This window comes from Streptomyces sp. NPDC054849 (genome assembly GCF_053610945.1).
Map to the genome: position 1 here is coordinate 1 of NZ_JBSGZI010000151.1, position 14448 is coordinate 14448.

Annotated in this window: 15 protein-coding genes and 1 pseudogene; 7 read left to right on the forward strand and 9 right to left on the reverse strand. The window is 69.1% G+C overall.

Annotation, left to right across the window (positions count from 1 at the left end; all coding sequences use genetic code 11):
* Positions 1 to 196 (forward strand): annotated as a pseudogene (locus ACWGIF_RS36130) (IS630 family transposase); the annotation flags it as partial.
* Here the strand turns inward: ACWGIF_RS36130 and ACWGIF_RS36135 are convergent.
* Both ACWGIF_RS36135 and ACWGIF_RS36140 read right to left on the reverse strand, forming a co-directional pair.
* Entirely contained in the window at positions 193 to 402 is a 210-nt protein-coding gene (locus ACWGIF_RS36135; protein ID WP_362739440.1) for a tautomerase family protein, read from the reverse strand. The pseudogene ACWGIF_RS36130 and the gene ACWGIF_RS36135 overlap by 4 nt on opposite strands.
* A 37-nt stretch (positions 403 to 439) precedes the next feature.
* Complete coding sequence (locus tag ACWGIF_RS36140) at positions 440 to 1168, reverse strand: SDR family NAD(P)-dependent oxidoreductase (protein WP_453503891.1); 729 nt, start codon at positions 1166 to 1168, stop codon at positions 440 to 442.
* A gap of 504 nt (positions 1169 to 1672) precedes the next feature.
* Here ACWGIF_RS36140 and ACWGIF_RS36145 point away from each other — a divergent pair.
* The 3 genes from ACWGIF_RS36145 to ACWGIF_RS36155 are packed head-to-tail and all read left to right on the forward strand — an operon-like array spanning position 1673 to position 3816.
* The gene (locus tag ACWGIF_RS36145) at positions 1673 to 2011 is read left to right on the forward strand and encodes a hypothetical protein (RefSeq protein ID WP_453503893.1); all 339 of its coding nucleotides are present in this window, start codon (positions 1673 to 1675) and stop codon (positions 2009 to 2011) included.
* Positions 2012 to 2035: 24 nt separating this feature from the next.
* Complete coding sequence (locus ACWGIF_RS36150; RefSeq protein WP_453503894.1) at positions 2036 to 2905, forward strand: HEAT repeat domain-containing protein; 870 nt, start codon at positions 2036 to 2038, stop codon at positions 2903 to 2905.
* Between the two features lie 14 nt (positions 2906 to 2919).
* Positions 2920 to 3816: a HEAT repeat domain-containing protein gene (locus tag ACWGIF_RS36155; protein WP_453503896.1), complete on the forward strand. Its 897-nt coding sequence runs from the start codon at positions 2920 to 2922 to the stop codon at positions 3814 to 3816.
* Positions 3817 to 4101: 285 nt separating this feature from the next.
* On the opposite strand, the gene ACWGIF_RS36160 is transcribed toward ACWGIF_RS36155, so the two are convergent.
* The 5 genes from ACWGIF_RS36160 to ACWGIF_RS36180 all read right to left on the reverse strand — a co-directional run bounded on the left by ACWGIF_RS36160 (position 4102) and on the right by ACWGIF_RS36180 (position 9307).
* Positions 4102 to 4689 (reverse strand): hypothetical protein, encoded by a 588-nt coding sequence (locus tag ACWGIF_RS36160; RefSeq protein WP_133895399.1) that lies wholly within the window; start codon positions 4687 to 4689, stop codon positions 4102 to 4104.
* Positions 4690 to 5079: 390 nt separating this feature from the next.
* The gene (locus tag ACWGIF_RS36165; protein WP_453503898.1) at positions 5080 to 6003 is read right to left on the reverse strand and encodes a hypothetical protein; all 924 of its coding nucleotides are present in this window, start codon (positions 6001 to 6003) and stop codon (positions 5080 to 5082) included.
* Between the two features lie 293 nt (positions 6004 to 6296).
* The gene (locus ACWGIF_RS36170) at positions 6297 to 7661 is read right to left on the reverse strand and encodes an SMI1/KNR4 family protein (RefSeq protein ID WP_453503899.1); all 1365 of its coding nucleotides are present in this window, start codon (positions 7659 to 7661) and stop codon (positions 6297 to 6299) included.
* A gap of 149 nt (positions 7662 to 7810) precedes the next feature.
* Positions 7811 to 8392, reverse strand: coding sequence for an SMI1/KNR4 family protein (locus ACWGIF_RS36175; RefSeq protein WP_453503901.1), 582 nt, complete (start codon positions 8390 to 8392; stop codon positions 7811 to 7813).
* Between the two features lie 345 nt (positions 8393 to 8737).
* Positions 8738 to 9307 (reverse strand): suppressor of fused domain protein, encoded by a 570-nt coding sequence (locus ACWGIF_RS36180; protein ID WP_453503903.1) that lies wholly within the window; start codon positions 9305 to 9307, stop codon positions 8738 to 8740.
* Between the two features lie 376 nt (positions 9308 to 9683).
* On the opposite strand from ACWGIF_RS36180, the gene ACWGIF_RS36185 reads away from it, so the two are divergent.
* The 3 genes from ACWGIF_RS36185 (at position 9684) to ACWGIF_RS36195 (ending at position 12135) form a co-directional block, all read left to right on the forward strand.
* Entirely contained in the window at positions 9684 to 10367 is a 684-nt protein-coding gene (locus ACWGIF_RS36185; protein ID WP_453503905.1) for a hypothetical protein, read from the forward strand.
* 1017 nt (positions 10368 to 11384) lie between these two features.
* Positions 11385 to 11618 (forward strand): hypothetical protein, encoded by a 234-nt coding sequence (locus ACWGIF_RS36190; RefSeq protein WP_384030665.1) that lies wholly within the window; start codon positions 11385 to 11387, stop codon positions 11616 to 11618.
* 295 nt (positions 11619 to 11913) lie between these two features.
* Positions 11914 to 12135, forward strand: coding sequence for a hypothetical protein (locus ACWGIF_RS36195; RefSeq protein WP_453503907.1), 222 nt, complete (start codon positions 11914 to 11916; stop codon positions 12133 to 12135).
* A 368-nt stretch (positions 12136 to 12503) separates the two neighbouring features.
* Here the strand turns inward: ACWGIF_RS36195 and ACWGIF_RS36200 are convergent, their stop codons facing one another.
* Both ACWGIF_RS36200 and ACWGIF_RS36205 read right to left on the reverse strand, forming a co-directional pair.
* Positions 12504 to 13820: a DUF418 domain-containing protein gene (locus tag ACWGIF_RS36200; RefSeq protein WP_453503908.1), complete on the reverse strand. Its 1317-nt coding sequence runs from the start codon at positions 13818 to 13820 to the stop codon at positions 12504 to 12506.
* Positions 13817 to 14179: a hypothetical protein gene (locus ACWGIF_RS36205; RefSeq protein ID WP_453503909.1), complete on the reverse strand. Its 363-nt coding sequence runs from the start codon at positions 14177 to 14179 to the stop codon at positions 13817 to 13819. The genes ACWGIF_RS36200 and ACWGIF_RS36205 overlap by 4 nt, the downstream gene beginning before the upstream one ends.
* Between the last annotated feature and the right edge of the window lie 269 nt (positions 14180 to 14448).

Here is a 14448-nt window from a genome sequence, read left to right on the forward strand (position 1 = left end):
ATGGTTCGCCGAGCTGACAAACAAGCAGATACGGCGAGGCGTCCACAAGAGCGTTCAGGCCTTGGAGCAAGACATCCGGGCCTGGATCGCAGCCTGGAACACCGACCCCAGGCCCTACATCTGGACCAAGACCGCGGATGAGATCCTCGAACGCCTCGCCTCATATCTGAACAGAATTCCTGACTCAGAAGACTAGCCGCGGGCTTGGCGGCGGCGGTACTCGTCCGTGGGGACGCCGCCCACGCCCCAGTCCTCGAGGGCGACCTCGTCGATGAGGACGAAGGTGGTCGCCGGGTCCTTGTCGAGGACCTTGACCAGCAGGTCGGTGACACCGGCGATGATCTCGGCCTTCTGGGCGGCGGTGGCGCCCTCACGAGTGATCTTGACATTGACGTACGGCATGGCGGAAGTCCTTCCGGAGGGGGGCGGTGAGGAGTGGTCAGGGGCGGCCGGTGACGTGGCCGCCGTCCACGCGCAGGGCGTGGCCCGTCACGAAGCCGGCGCCCGCGAGGTACAGCACCGCCTCGGCGATCTCGGAGGCCTCCCCGACCCGGTTGAGGAGGGCGAGCCCGCCGAAGGCGTCCACGTCGGCGCCTTCGTGTAGGGGGGTGCGGATGATGCCGGGCGCGACGAGGTTGACGCGGATGCCGTCGGCTGCCAGCTCGGCGGCCAGGCTCGTGGTCAGCCCGTGCACACCGGCCTTGCTGACCACCGGCGCGCTGGCCGGGAAGCCGGCCAGCCCGTGGTCCACCAGGACGGTGCCGATGTTGACGATGCTGCCGCCCTCGCCCTGCGCGCGCAGGGCCCGCACCACGGCCTGGGTGGTGAGGTACGTGCCCTTGAGGTTGCCCGTCAGGAAGCCGTCGAGTTCGGCCTCGGTGACATCGGTGAAGGGCTTGGAGGCGAAGGTACCGGCGTTGTTGACCAGGACGTCGATGCGGCCGAAGCGCTCCAGCGCCGTACGCACGAGGGCCTCGCCGGTCTCCCGCTCGGCGATGCTGCCCGCGGCCCACGCGGTGCGCTCCGGATGGCCGAGGCCGGCGGCGGTCTTGGCGAGGCGGTCGGCGTCGCGGCCGTTAAGGACGACGTTCGCGCCGCTCGCCAGGAAGGCCCGGGCGATGTCCAGGCCGATGCCGCTGGAGGATCCGGTGATGAGAGCAGTGGTCATGGCGGGTGCCTTTCGGGGCGGTTCGCCGGACTGGTCCGCCCGGCTGACACCTCAGAACCTATGGACTGCCAACCAATAACACCACGACGTAAATTGGAGCGTGTGATAACTCCAGGTTATGGATGTGGATCTGTGTGACCTGGAACTCCTCGACGCCACCGCCGAGGCCGGTTCCCTGACGGCCGCCGCCGAGCGGCTGTAGGCCCTTGAGGAGGATCCGAACGGCCAGTAGCGACTGCGTCAAAGGCTGGGTGGGTTCCGGGTGGAGCCCAGGCGTGTCTCTCGGCGGCGCCAGCCGGGAGACGGGAGGAGGGCGGATACGCAGAGAAGCTCCGTCGGAGCCGGCGCAGAGAATTCAGCGGCGGCCGCCGTCACCGTGTCACCCGCGGTCATGCGGGTTGTGTGCTCAGGTCGAGCCATATCTACGGGCACAGTCGGTCGTTGAGCCGGTGACGGCTTGAGCGGTCGATCACGACGAACACCTTCCGAGATGTGGGAGCAAGAATGATCAAGAACGGCCGGCTGGGGCGCGGACTGATCGTGGCGGGAACCGTGGCAGCGGCACTGGGAGGCGGCGTGTGCAGCGCCCAGGCCGTGCAGGCAGCTGCGCCGGCGCACGCTGTACTGGGTGACGAGCTTCCGGAGCTGGGCACCCCGGTTGCCGCAAGCGGCCTGACGTCCGGCCTGGACAGCATCTCCGAGGCCAGCCCCATCCTCCTGAGCAACGCCGGTCTCGCCAACGCAAAGCAGCAGATCGGCAAGAAGGACGTGGACACGCTCACGAAGGACATCACAGCCGGCGGAGTCGGGAAGGCATTCAAGGCGTTCGAGACCTTCACGTAGGTTCCTGGCGGGGTGACCTGGATCTTGAATACTGAGGCCGAGCAGGGAGCCGCCCACCTGGACGCGTTCGTCGTCCAGGTGGGCAGCCGCCTTGCGCCCGGAGAACCGGGAGGGTTCTCCGCCGCGCAAGGCCCGTTGGCTGTTCTGGCGGCGTCCGGGTGGGCGGCGCAGCATGTGGCGCAGCTCCTGGGCGATGTCTGCCGCCGGCCGGACCGTGCGGTGCCCGGCATGGCCGACGGGGGCATCGTCGTCGCACAGGGCGCGGGCTGGAACCTCACTCTTCGGGCCACGCCCGCGCCTTGTCCGCCGGGCCTGCTGGTCAGCGCCGCCGCGCACTGTCTGATCGCACCTGTCGGCCCTGAACCGGCCCAGGTGGATGTCTACGCCCGGCCCCGCCACCTGCGCCCCGACGCCCTGGACGGCCAGCCGCTGACCCCTCTGGGCATGCACACGGTGGCCAGGGGCCAGGTCCTCGCCCTGGACGCCGGACAGCACGTGGCCGCCTTCGCCCAATCGGCGGCCGCCTGCCCGCATCTGCTGCTCACCTCGCCCCCGGCCCTCCGCTACCGGCTCGCCTACGACCGCACGACGCTGTGTCCCGTCCAGGTCATCAGCGCCGACCTCGCCGCGACCCGGCTCACCTACGCCATCCGCCTGCTCGGCGCCGCCGGCAACCCCGCGTCCGGGCCCCGGCTCGAAGAACTGGCGGAGCATCCGCAGCACCAGGTGCGCTGGGAGGCTGTCCGCGCCCTGTTCCGCGTCGACCGCCCCGCAGGGACCAGACGCCTGCGCGAAGCCGCCGCCCACGACCCGCACCCCGAGATCCGAGCCACCGCAGCCGCCGCCCTGGGGCAGGCACCGGCGCCCGGGCCCGGGCCCTCGCAAGCCACCTGACAGGAGAGCGGACCGTGGCCTACACCCTCCCCGCCGCCCACCTCTCGTCCATCGGTCTGGCCGATTACCTCGACCATGTCAACGCGACCGTCGACGGGGCCGACACCGATTCCGTGCTCGCCTCCGCCGACGCCCTGAGCGCGCTCAACGCCGACGCGGACCTCCTGGTCGACCACCTCAACCACGAGCTCGCCGACCTCGCCTCCTGGCAGCACGGCAACCCGTACATGGGGCCGTCACTGCTCCTGGGCCACGGCGACAACTTCACCGTGCGGGCCAACATCTGGCTCCCGCCGGCCCGCATGACCCTGCCCGATGAACAGACGCTGCACTCCTACGAAGTGCCGCACGACCACACCTTCTCTTTCCTCACCGTCGGCCACTTCGGTCCCGGCTATCAGACCACCATCTGGGAGTACGACCCCGAGAAGGTCACCGGGCAGATGGGCGAGCCCGTCGAGCTGCGCCTGCTCGAACACACCGACCTGCCCCGAGGGAAGGTCATGTACTACCGGGCCGGCCGCGACATCCACACCCAGCACCACCCGCCCGCCCTCTCCGTCTCCCTCAACCTCCTCATCCATCACCAGAACGACCCCCACGCCCAGCAGCGGTTCTTCGACACCGACCGCGGGCGACTCACCCAAAGCACCCCGAGCCCCGCCACCTGCAGCCATCAGATCCTGTGCGACCTGGCCGGCCACCTCGGCGACCAGCGCACCGCCCCCGTACTCGAATACCTCACCACCACCCACCCCTCGGCCACCGTCCGGGCCCACGCGCTGACCAACACCGTCCGCATCCTCGGGCCCGCCGCCGAACCAGTCCTCCGCCGGGCCGCCGACGACCCTCACCCCGCCGTCCACGGCCCCGCACGACACGCCCTCAAGGCCCCGGTGTCCTATCTCTGACCCACGGTGCAAAGCGGCCGTTGGCCCTCGGCCCTCCCCGTTGCTTCGCGCCCGGCCGCTTCGTTAGGCCGAACGAGTAGTCGACGGAGGGCGGGGCCGTTCATGCGCCGGGAGTGCTCGCCCGAGGGTGCGCATGAGCAGCACCGATCACAGTGTGCTTACAGTCGGTTACTGCATCCGAGCCTTCTCGAGACATCGCGGCACCGCGAACATTGATGGCCATGAACATTCTTCGTAGGTGGATCGCCGATCCGGGATTCTTTGAGGTGGGGGCGATTCGCTGCGTCAAGGCGCGAGCTCCTGCTTGATCTGTGCGACCTGCGGGCCCGAGTCGGTCTTCGGCATCGCCCAGCGGTACGCCTGCCCAGCGCCATCGGTGTAGAGGAGCATGCCGCCCGCCTGCGTCACCTTGACATCGAAGACGACGCCGGCCCAATCGAATGTCCCGGGCGAGATGAAGCTCGCATTGAAGCTCTCAGCGACCACGTTGAAGGCCGAACCGTTGCCCTGCTTGATGGCCTCCCCATCCGGGGCGACCCAACTCCACCCGCCATTACTGATCGGCGAAGTCTGAGCGGTGCCCACCGGAGCCGTCGCTACCACCTTGACCGTGACGAACACGAAGCCTTCGGCCTGCGGCTTCTCGGAGGTCGACCCGGCCTGCAGGTAGGCGATCGAAGTGGGGGTCAGCTCGAGACGCCCGAGGCCGCCAGCTCCGACGGTCTCAACCCTCGTCCCGAGCGCCAGCGCACCCGCGGACCCAGTCGCCGAGGGCCGTGCGGTCGGATTGGCGTCCGGCTTGGGTGGAGCCTCACCGCTGCAGCCGGCGAGGGCAAGCGAGGCGAGGAGGATGGCGGCGATTCGTCTGCGCATGTGCGTCCCCTGGGATCGAGTGGAGCGACCGTAGCGCCAGCGCGCGGACGCGGGGTACGTTGTTCCCGAACTGGTACCCCGCACCTCGCCCTCACCGCTCTCGCGGTGGGGGTTTCTTGCTGTTCGGGCTGTTCATCAATCGATCCGTTTCCGCACACCCTCGCGACACGCCCGGGACCACGATTCCGGCGCCAGTTCCGGTGTCCAGCAAGAGTGTTCAGTCCCGCGTGCAGGAGGACGGGTGCCCCGGGCTTGTAGATGATGACGGACAGGAGTAATTGGACCTATTAGACCCAACGGGTCGCTCCAGCTAGTGCATCACCAAGGCGCTGGTGGAGGAGCTGGCTGTCCGGCCACTGTCCGCGAGTCGCTGACGGGTAGCCGCGTCGCTCAACACAGGGCGATCTGCTGGTGTTCGGCGAGATCGAAGTGAGTGAGCCGGCTGGTGCGCAGACCGCCCGCCTTTAGGGCCTGGACCTCCTTCGCGTTGCGGGCGAAGACCTGGTGGTAGGCCAGCTGCGGGGAGAGGGGAACCAGCACCGGGCAGGGCCGCACGATCCCGTACAGGCGGTTGAAGGCGTGGACCGGCACCCCGTAGGCGAAGCTCGCCGCGATACCGCCGCCCTCGGGGATCCGCACCCGGATCCCGTCCTGCTGCCAGGCCGCGTCGAAGACGGCCGTGAACAGCTCCTTCACCTGTGATCGGGACAGCTGCCCCCACCACGCTTCCGCCGTGGCCCGGGCACGGCGCTCCAATTCCTGCCGGGCGGCCTGCCGTTCCGCCTCACGCTCCTGCGCCAGCGCGAACTCCCGGGCACGCCGTTCCCGGAGCTCTGCCCGATGCCGGGCCCGCTCCTCGTCGCACTGCGCCTGGAGCCGACGGGCGGCCGCTCTTTGCTCGGCCTCCTGCGCATCCTTCAGCTTCTGCAGCTCCCGGCGCCGTTGCTGGGCCAGCTGGCCCGCCGGCGTTGCCAGCCAGGCCTCGCGCCGTGCCTGGGCCGCGGCCTTCCGCTCCAGCCTCTGGACTTCGCGCTGCCGCTCGGCCTCCTCGCGCCGCCGTGCGGCCTCGGCACGCCGGATCCGTTCCTCCTGCCACGCGTTCTGGGCCTCGGCGGACTGACGGGAGGCCCACCACAGCGTGCGCCTGAACCAGTGGTGCTCTTCGCCGATGATCCGTGTCACGTCCCGGTTGGGGGTCAGGCTCCGGCAGGGGCGAAGTTGTCCGCGCACCACCCACTTCACGAACTGGGCGAGCTCGGCCTCCTGGAAGAACCAGCTTCCGGAGCCGAAGCTCCCCAGTCCGTCGTCCACCACCCAGTGGCTCTGTACACGAGAACGTTCGGGAGTCACTGACGGCCGGGTCGACGGTTTGGAGGTCACCTGTGACTTAGCGCCGTAGTTGGCCCCGATGGACAACTAGAACGCTAAATCCCGGACGCCTGTGACCTGCGACAATGCCACAGCGGCTGATGCGGGCGCGATGATCCGCCACCCACGCTCCGGCCACTCAGCAAGCGCCGCCCGTCTGACTGCCCGTTCTTCGGAGCCAACTACAGCGCTCAGCTTTGGTGGGGGGTGCAATGCAGCGTCTTGTGCGGCCCCGCTGGCTAGGTTGCGGGGCCGAGGTCTCCCGTGAGGAGCGTTTGTACGATCTGGGGCCGGTCCCAGAGGGCCAGGATGTCGTTGGCGAGGGCCACGACGGGCAGGTGGTTCTGGTCCCGCACCTTGATGGCTGCGGCCTTCAGGGTGCGCGGGACAGCTCCGGCGTCCAGGAGGACGCGCCATTCGTGCGCGCCGAGTTCCAGGAACTCCAGTTCGGTGAGCCCAGCGACCTCCAGGGGGTCGGCCAGTGTGCCGGGCATGGCGGTCAGAGTGCGCAGACGGGGCAGTCCCGTGACAGGGGCGAGGCTGAAGGGCGTGCCGTCCCAGGCGCCGATGGCCAGAACCTCCAGGGCGGGATGGGCGGCGGCCTGGATGGTCTCAAGGCATCCGGTACCGACTCTGGCCACGGTGGGAAGCTTGTCTCCGCGGCGGTCACGGGGTTCTTCCCGCATCCGGCCCAGGACGAAATCCGTAAGGGAATCGGCCACGAGCTCGGCACCGAGGCTCTGCTCGTGGTCGACCAGGATGACCTGTCCGAAGTATCCGGCGGGGCCGGGGGTCAGGTCGACGGTGAACGTATCGCCGCCGTTGCTCCCGAAGCCGATCCAGCCCGGTGACCCGGCCAGGCCCTGCACGGCGGCATCGGGGGCGGTACTGACCGTACGCGTCGCGCCGATGTCCCAGCCGGGGTGACGGACCGCCCCGTCGATGCTGTCCAGGTGCTCCAGGCCGGACAGCTCACAGCCGACCGCCCCGCAGGCCCGGTCCCACTCCGCGAAGTCAAAGTCGCCGCCGTACACGCGTGTCACCCGGTAGAGCGCTTTGAGCTCATCGGACAGGGTGACACCGAGGCGAGCTTCGGCGGCGGCGATCTCCTCCTCCGTCGCGCCGATGGCACCCGGCAGCCGTTCGCGGAGCGTGCGCTCCAGCAGTTCCGGATCGGCCGAGGGCGCCGGCTCCGCCCCGGGCACCGGATCGGGACGACGGAGCCAGGGCTCGGGAAGGAAGCCGTCGGCCAGCACGAGCACCCCCAGGTCCGGGTAACCCACAGCGGGTTCCACGGCCGGGCTCGGCCAGACCAGGCCGAGCGTGGTCCCCCCGTCCGGGAGGGTCTCCGCCCTGAACGCGATCTCCTGGACTCCGCCGCGCGCGAGCGCCCTCTGTATGCCCTCCACCGCGATCCGCGCCGTCGACGACATGGATCCCCGATGGGCCAGGCTCCAGCCGTGTTGGCCGATGCGTCCCGCGACACGGGCCGACCGGCCGGCACGCCGGTCCGTGTCACCGCCGCCGGCCAGCATGAGCCGCAGCACGGGCTCCCAGACCGCGAATTCGGACACCGATGACAAAGGGGGTCTCTGATCAACCATGCGCAGACCGTACGCGGAGCCAGTGACAGCGGAGGCACGGGGTCACTGCTCGCAATCGCAGGTGAGAGGCAGGCTCTACCTGCAGGCCAGCAAGAACGCTCAGCGGGCCAAGTAGACCGCTCAGGGGCCAAGTACAGCGCTAAGTCACATCACCCCTCGGCCCGGGGGCCCCGGGCGCTCGCGATCGCCGGGGAGGCCAGCCCCAGCGCGGCGTTGTCCTTGCCGTCCCGCATGTGGTTGAGCCAACGCTCGTACCAGCCGAGGAAGTCCTGTGCCGAGGAGACGTTCGGGGGCCAGAAGCCGTCCGCGTTGCCGGTGACGACACGGCCGGCAAGGGGACCGGTCACTCCTATGAGACACAGATCGCTGCAGCCCATCTCGATGATGTGGAGGAACCGGTCACCCTGCAGCGCGTCCGAGCGGTCCACATGAGTAAATCCCCGGGGCCTGCCGTCCGACGGCTTCCGGTTCATCGTGAACAGCCTGCACTCATCCAGCGGAAGAAGACCGTAGAAGGGGCCGGCACCGCTGCCCCCGAGTTTGATGAGGAACGCTCGGTAGGCCGCAGGCAAGACAAGGCGGTGCTCCGTCTCGAAGGCGTCGGCTTCTGAGGAGCTGATGCGTGGGCCGAGGCGGAACTGGTGGCGCTCCCCGCAGGCGGAGTGGCTGCGTTGCGCCTGATACGGCATCTTCGCCAGCTTGGAGCGGATGCGGGGTATGCGGGAGTCCATCGGAGGATCTCTTCTCTCGTCTCCGAGACCCTACCGATCGATCCGGCAGAGACACATCCGAGGGTCTGGAGAACGCCTGCCTGAGGGTGCAGCCGCCGGCCTGCTTGTAGCCGGTGACGATCTCAGCAGCACGGTTCACACGATGGTCGGCCCCTTGGAGTCTGCACGCCCCTACATGTACCCATCGGGTCAGCGGCGGGTGCCTCCCGAACTCGTGAACATCGCCCTGGCCGACTTTGAGGTGCATCCCGAGCTCATCGACAAACGACTTCCGTTCTCGGGTTCTGGCTCAACTTCTGTGACGCGGCCACTCTGAGTGACACCCGAGACCCTTCGAGCCGTACGTCAGACCGCGGGGCGCCGGAGCACGTGGGTGGGCTCCCAGTCGCTCTTCCAGAAGGCTTCAAGCCCGTACTCGTTGATGAACTGCCGCTCGACCTCGTGGATGGGGTACATCCCTTGGATGTTGATCACGTCGTGGCCCTCGTGTCCCGGAATGCCGACGTCGATGCCCAGGTAGTCGTCTCTGTCGAGGACCAGCGGCGCGAACACGCAGAATGCCGTCATCTCTGACTCGGGCACGACGCGCTCACCGAAGTTGATCGTGCTGCCGTAACTGAAGGGACAGGTTCCACGGAGCTGCTCGGCGAGGAAGCCCACGGCGTGGGCCCAGATCACGTTTGTCGAGTTCACGCTGAGGCAGAGTTCCGGCGAGCCGTGCTGCCAATCGGGATGCTCCGCCAGCGACAAGCCGTAGGTGAGCGCCGTGAGAAGCCCGTCCGGCAGGTTGTCGTAAACGATCTCCGTTACGCCCCGCAGCCCCTGTTTGGTCGACTCGACAGGGAAGAAGCGGGGCTCCCTTCCTCCGGAAAGTCGATCAAGATGGGCGAGGTACTTCTCCACGCGACTGGCCATGTGTCCAGCCTGCACGATCGCTCACCGGCGCACGCCACCGTGGCCGTCCACCAGTCACGCTCCGCAATACGTCCACAGAAGTTGAGCCAGACCCCGTTCTCGCGTACAAAGCCACAAGCCTTATTACGACCTCGGGGGAAATGGGGCTCTGTCGCTGATCTTGTGACCCGTCTCTGGGCAATCGCGAGCACTGCGGGAGTCGAGACGCCGTCATGCTGATGACAGTCGGGATCCTGACCCGGTAGATTAGCGATCTTCGGCTGGCGCAAGCTCCCGGAGTCCCCAAAGGCAAATGCCCATGATGAACCTCGATCAGCCCCGCGCACGACTTCGCCTCGACGCCGCGTTGGACGGCCTGGCCGTTACGTTCCGCGGGATGACCGCTCACCCCGACGAGTTCAACTGCGAGTGCCACTGGGGCAGCGCGGAAGACCTCGCGCAGCTCAAGGTGGCGGACTCGGAGCTGGACCCCGATCTCCTGCGGCGCACATGGCAGGCCATCGACTGGAGCGATCACGCATCCGTGCTGCGCCGGATCCTGCCCCAGTTCGCCTCTGCCCTCGTCAGCGGCCTCATCGAGCCCCTCTTCGGCACGGAGGAGGTCGGGCGTTCATTCGCTCTCGGCCACTGGCAGCAGTGGCCTGCCGAGCAGGCCACTGCAGTGGAGGAATTCCTGCAGGCCTGGTGGGCCTGCACCCTCACCGATCCGGATCCCGCCGTACCTGTGCATGACCTCCTCGTCCTGAGTGCCGAGGCAACGGGCACGCTGAGCCCGTGGCTCAACACCTGGCAAGCGCTGAGTGACCCTGTGGCCGACCGACACCTGGCCGAAGCGGCAGCGCACTGGGAGTACGAACTGCTCGGTGACCAACTTCCCTGGCGGGCTTGGGAGAACGAGGAAGAGATGCGCGTCGAGCTGACTGCCTGGCTTGTCCGCCACGCGCCTGCCCGGCTTCGCGCCTATGGCGCATCCGAGGATCTACTTCACCGGATACGCCTGCTCGGCGTCACCGGACCCGACCGCTGGGAGGACCCGCACTGGCCCGGCCACCGCTACTGATCCACCGAACCGCACGGTGCTACCTGTCCACCTATCCAGGCACGCCGCACAGCGGGTCACCCGCCGAGAGACGAGCACCGAACTCGTCCTCGTCTGCGACGTGACCGCGGACGATGTCCCGCGGTTCGGGGCAGGGCCGGCTGCGGTGGCCAGCTGACCGTCGACTCCCCGAGTCGGCGGACGGGTCTCCCAGGGGTCGTCCCGATTTCCCCGCTTTGTGTCCCCCACGGGGAAGCTGCGGGTACAGGCGCCGGACTGGCCGAGCACCGGGCAGGACACCCCCCGGAGGGAGACGTCCCCGCGGGCGAGTTGGGTCGCCAGGGCGCTCATATCCGGCCGTCCTCGCTTTCCGGATTCCTCGGAGTTCCTCGGGATACCTCGGCGAGGCTCACCCGTTCTCACCGGAACTCACCAGTACCTGCCTGGCTGAGACGGAACCGGGTCGCTTCGCCTCGGGCGGCCGCCGTGCCAGACTCCCGTCAGGCGAACGGAACCAGCCATCTCAGTCCCGAGTTTCAATCTCACCAACGGACACCAAAGGACACTCAAGGAAACGAGAGGACACTCGATCAGAACAGATCGCTACACCCTGCGTGCGAACTGCGGGGATGCGACCTTGGCGGGTTCTGTCAGCGGCACTCGATACGGCGGGCCTCGCGCCCTACTCTCGACACACCGGGCCTGATTCGGCCCACTCCGTACCCCCGCATACCGCCCCGGAAGGGATCGTCGGCATGTCCGAAATCCCGCCCGCGCGAGTTGGCGGCGACCAGGTGCCGCGATCCGGCCGACTTGGGCGCCGACGACCTAGCGGTTCCTAGAGGTTATTCGCGGTTCCTAGAGGTTGCTCGCTCTTCCGGAGCCTTGCACTGCCTTTCACCTGCAACAACGTGTCGCTGTCGGCTTTTGCACCAGGCCCGCGCCGGCATCGGCGAGCGGCCCTACGCTCCCAGCACACCCCCGGCTCGCGGGGATGTATCCCGCCCTCAACGTGCCTTCGACGAAGGAGGATTTGTCATGTCCGCATGGCCTCGAATCGCCTGTCCCGCCTGCCGTCGCTCCGTCGCTGTGAGCCCGGACACGCGCCACCTAGCCCGCCACGACCCGCCGGGACCCCAGAACCGCCGCCACGGCCTCCCGCCGATCTCCTGCATCGCCTCGGGGCGCCTCATCCCCGCGGGCTCGGACTTGCTGCTTCCCCTGTGGGAGGACGCCGAGCCTGAGGCCGACGAGAAGCTGCTGCTGTTCTGATCGCCCGGGAAAGCTTCCCTCCTTGTCGTTCTGGTCGCAGCGCTTCATCAGGCCAGCCAGTTCACCCGGGCCAGGGCGAGGGTCGTGGCCGGGCGCCGGCTTCACGCGGCATCCGCCCGACGGCTCACTGTCCTCGGCAGGGGTGAATCCGGTCCTCGCGTACGCGTAGGCGGCTTGTGCGGTGTGCTCCCAACTCGCCCCAGAATCAGGGCTATTGACAGCAAACGGGATCTTTTGGCATGTTTCCGGCGCGGCCCGATGGTCGGGCCGCCGATGTGCGATCGGAGTGCGATTCATGGCGCGTTCGGTGCGGGAGCAGTACGACGAGAACCAGGCTGCGGGCCGGCTGCGGGTGCCTCTGGCGGCCTGGCGGTGGGCGGCCGGCTCGGGCCTGGCCCCGGCCGCCGACGCCGGCCCGGGGCTGTGGTCGCGGGCGGTGGTGGAGGCTGCCGACCCGGAGCAGGTCCGCGCGGCGCTGCGGGGCCCGATCGGGGCCGGGGTGGCGGCGGACCGCTGACGGAGGCCCTGGGGGCGCCGTTGCGGTGCCGGCCGCTCACCGGGGTCAGACGCGGGGGCGGCAGCCAGACCGGCCCCGCGACTGCAGTGAACACAGGCGACGCCGAAGCCGAGGGGACCGGCTCCAGCGCCGTCAGCGGCATTGTAAAGAGTGTGATGCGATGGTACGCAGTGCGGGTGCTTGCGACACCGAACGGCGTACCCGGCACATGTAGAGCCCCCGTGGCCCCCGCGTCCTGCCTGTCCCCTTTTCACATAGGACCTGTGGTGCTGCGCCGGGTGACCCGGACGCGGGCCGCGCTACTCGCGGGCCCTGCCCGGAGGGCCGGCCCGGCGGGGATTCCTCGCCGGGGCCGACGGTCCGTCACCTCAGCTTCGAGACCGTCGCCGCCTTCTCCAGCCGTGCCGGCCTGGCGTACCCCTCGACGTAACACCGCCACCTGAACAGCGGCTTCCCGGGCCGACCGAGCCTGCCGTGCGGTGGTGCCACGGTGGGCGACGCGCCAGGGTGGTGGCGCGCAGGAGCCATTCGGCGGGGCCGTATGGGTGGTGGCGCAGCCAGTACCGGCTGAGTGTGAGCTGGGCTGCGAACAGGGTCAGCGCGAGGGCCGCGACGGCGGGCGGTGGCAGGTGGCCGACGAGGCCGGCGCCGTAGCCGGTGAACACCAGGGCGAGCACCAGTGACTGGGTGAGGTAGTTGGTCAGGGTCATACGGCCCGCCGGGGCGAGTGCGCCCGCGAGGCGGCGTCCGCGGAGGGTAGACAGCAGGCGCAGGAGGGTGGCGGCGTAGGCGGCGGCCAGCAGCGGGGCGGTGATGACGTCGATGCCCAGCCCGAGCAACTGGTAGGCCGTGCCGGGGTGTTCCGCACTCGTGTGGGCGTACGTCACTGCGCCCGCGAGGCCGACGGTGAAGCCGGTCCACTGGAGCCGGCGCAGCAGGGCCTGGTGGCGGGTGACGTCGGCCAAGGCCTTGTTCCTGCCCGCGGCCAGGCCGAGGAGGAACGCCGCGAAGGCAGCGGGCGCCTGGAAGAAGGCGAGGAGGAACGCGACGTCGGGCAGCTGCTCCAGGTGCGCGGCGATGACCGATCCCGGGCTGCCGCGCAGGGCTTCGGTGGCCCGCTGGGCGTGGGCCGCGGCGGCGTCCGGGTCGAAGCCAGGGTCGCCGGCGGTGTGCTGGGCGAAGGCGAGCAGCAGATATCCGGCCGCGGTCACGGTGAACAGTCCGATCGCGGCCCGTACCGCTGTACGGGGCCGGACTCGGCGGACGGCGAGGAGGACGAGGCCGAGGACGGCGTAGGTGGTGAGGATGTCGCCCGGGAAGAGGATGACCGCGTGGAACGCGCCGAGGGCGAACAGGCCCGCGCAGCGGCGCAGGAACCTCGGCAGGAACCGGGCCCCGTCCCGCTCGGCCGAGGCGAGTTGCAGGGTGAAGCTGTAACCGAAGAGGAAGGAGAACAGGAGGTAGAACTTGGCCTCGAAGAAGACCGCGACCAGGTAGCGGGCGGCCTCGTCGACGGCGGAGTCGAATCCCGGGTCCTCCAGGCCGGTGCCGTGGTGGGCGGACGCGAGGTAGGTGCTGTTGACCATCAGGATGCCGAAGAGGGCGAATCCCCGTAACACGTCGACGTCCGCGAGCCTGCGTACCTTCGCGCGCGGTGTGCTCGGCGGGGTGGTGAGCTCGGTCATCCCGTTGCTCCCGTCAGGTCGCCGTGGGCGTCGAGGCGCTCAATGAAGCGCTGCTGACTGGTCAAGAAGCCGTCGGCGAGCAGCACCTTGGGGGCGAGGACGGCGGTGAGGTAAAGCCGGGCCGGGGACTGTTCCACGGCGTGATTGACGAGGGAGTGGCCGGCGTCGGGATAGCGGAGGACGCGCAGGTGGGAGGCGGGGAGCAGGTTGCGGTAGGTGGTCTCGGTGTCCGTGACGTCGACGTCGACGTCACGGCCGGCGAGCATGAGCAGGACCGGTATGCGGGGCATGGCCCGCAGGTCGGCTGTCGCGTAGGAGGTGTAGTTGCGAGCGATGAAGCGCCAGCGGGCGGCCGTCACCCCCTGCGGGTCGCCGACGGTGCGTACGTACTCCTCGTAGGAGGCCTGCCGGTCCAGCAGGTCGAGGGTCGTCTGCCGCCGGCGCAGAGCGGTGGCTGTTTCCTCGGGGGAAGCGCCGTTCGCGCGGAGTTCGGCGAGCAGGTTGTAGCGGCCTTGCCGACGCCAGTTGACCGCAGGGGAATCTCAATGACCGTGTCAAGCCGCCGCCGGGGTCGGCGGGGTGGAGGTGAACAGCCTCTTGTCGCGGAGCATGGCCCACAGGACATCGA

Coding starts and splice junctions, on each gene's coding strand:
- ACWGIF_RS36200 (WP_453503908.1), bottom strand. CDS start 13,820: ATGACCGAGCTCACCACCCCGCCGAGCACACCGCGCGCGAAGGTACGC.
- ACWGIF_RS36145 (WP_453503893.1), top strand. CDS start 1,673: ATGATCAAGAACGGCCGGCTGGGGCGCGGACTGATCGTGGCGGGAACC.
- ACWGIF_RS36140 (WP_453503891.1), bottom strand. CDS start 1,168: ATGACCACTGCTCTCATCACCGGATCCTCCAGCGGCATCGGCCTGGAC.
- ACWGIF_RS36195 (WP_453503907.1), top strand. CDS start 11,914: ATGGCGCGTTCGGTGCGGGAGCAGTACGACGAGAACCAGGCTGCGGGC.
- ACWGIF_RS36175 (WP_453503901.1), bottom strand. CDS start 8,392: ATGGACTCCCGCATACCCCGCATCCGCTCCAAGCTGGCGAAGATGCCG.
- ACWGIF_RS36170 (WP_453503899.1), bottom strand. CDS start 7,661: ATGGTTGATCAGAGACCCCCTTTGTCATCGGTGTCCGAATTCGCGGTC.
- ACWGIF_RS36135 (WP_362739440.1), bottom strand. CDS start 402: ATGCCGTACGTCAATGTCAAGATCACTCGTGAGGGCGCCACCGCCGCC.
- ACWGIF_RS36180 (WP_453503903.1), bottom strand. CDS start 9,307: ATGGCCAGTCGCGTGGAGAAGTACCTCGCCCATCTTGATCGACTTTCC.
- ACWGIF_RS36185 (WP_453503905.1), top strand. CDS start 9,684: ATGACCGCTCACCCCGACGAGTTCAACTGCGAGTGCCACTGGGGCAGC.
- ACWGIF_RS36160 (WP_133895399.1), bottom strand. CDS start 4,689: ATGCGCAGACGAATCGCCGCCATCCTCCTCGCCTCGCTTGCCCTCGCC.
- ACWGIF_RS36190 (WP_384030665.1), top strand. CDS start 11,385: ATGTCCGCATGGCCTCGAATCGCCTGTCCCGCCTGCCGTCGCTCCGTC.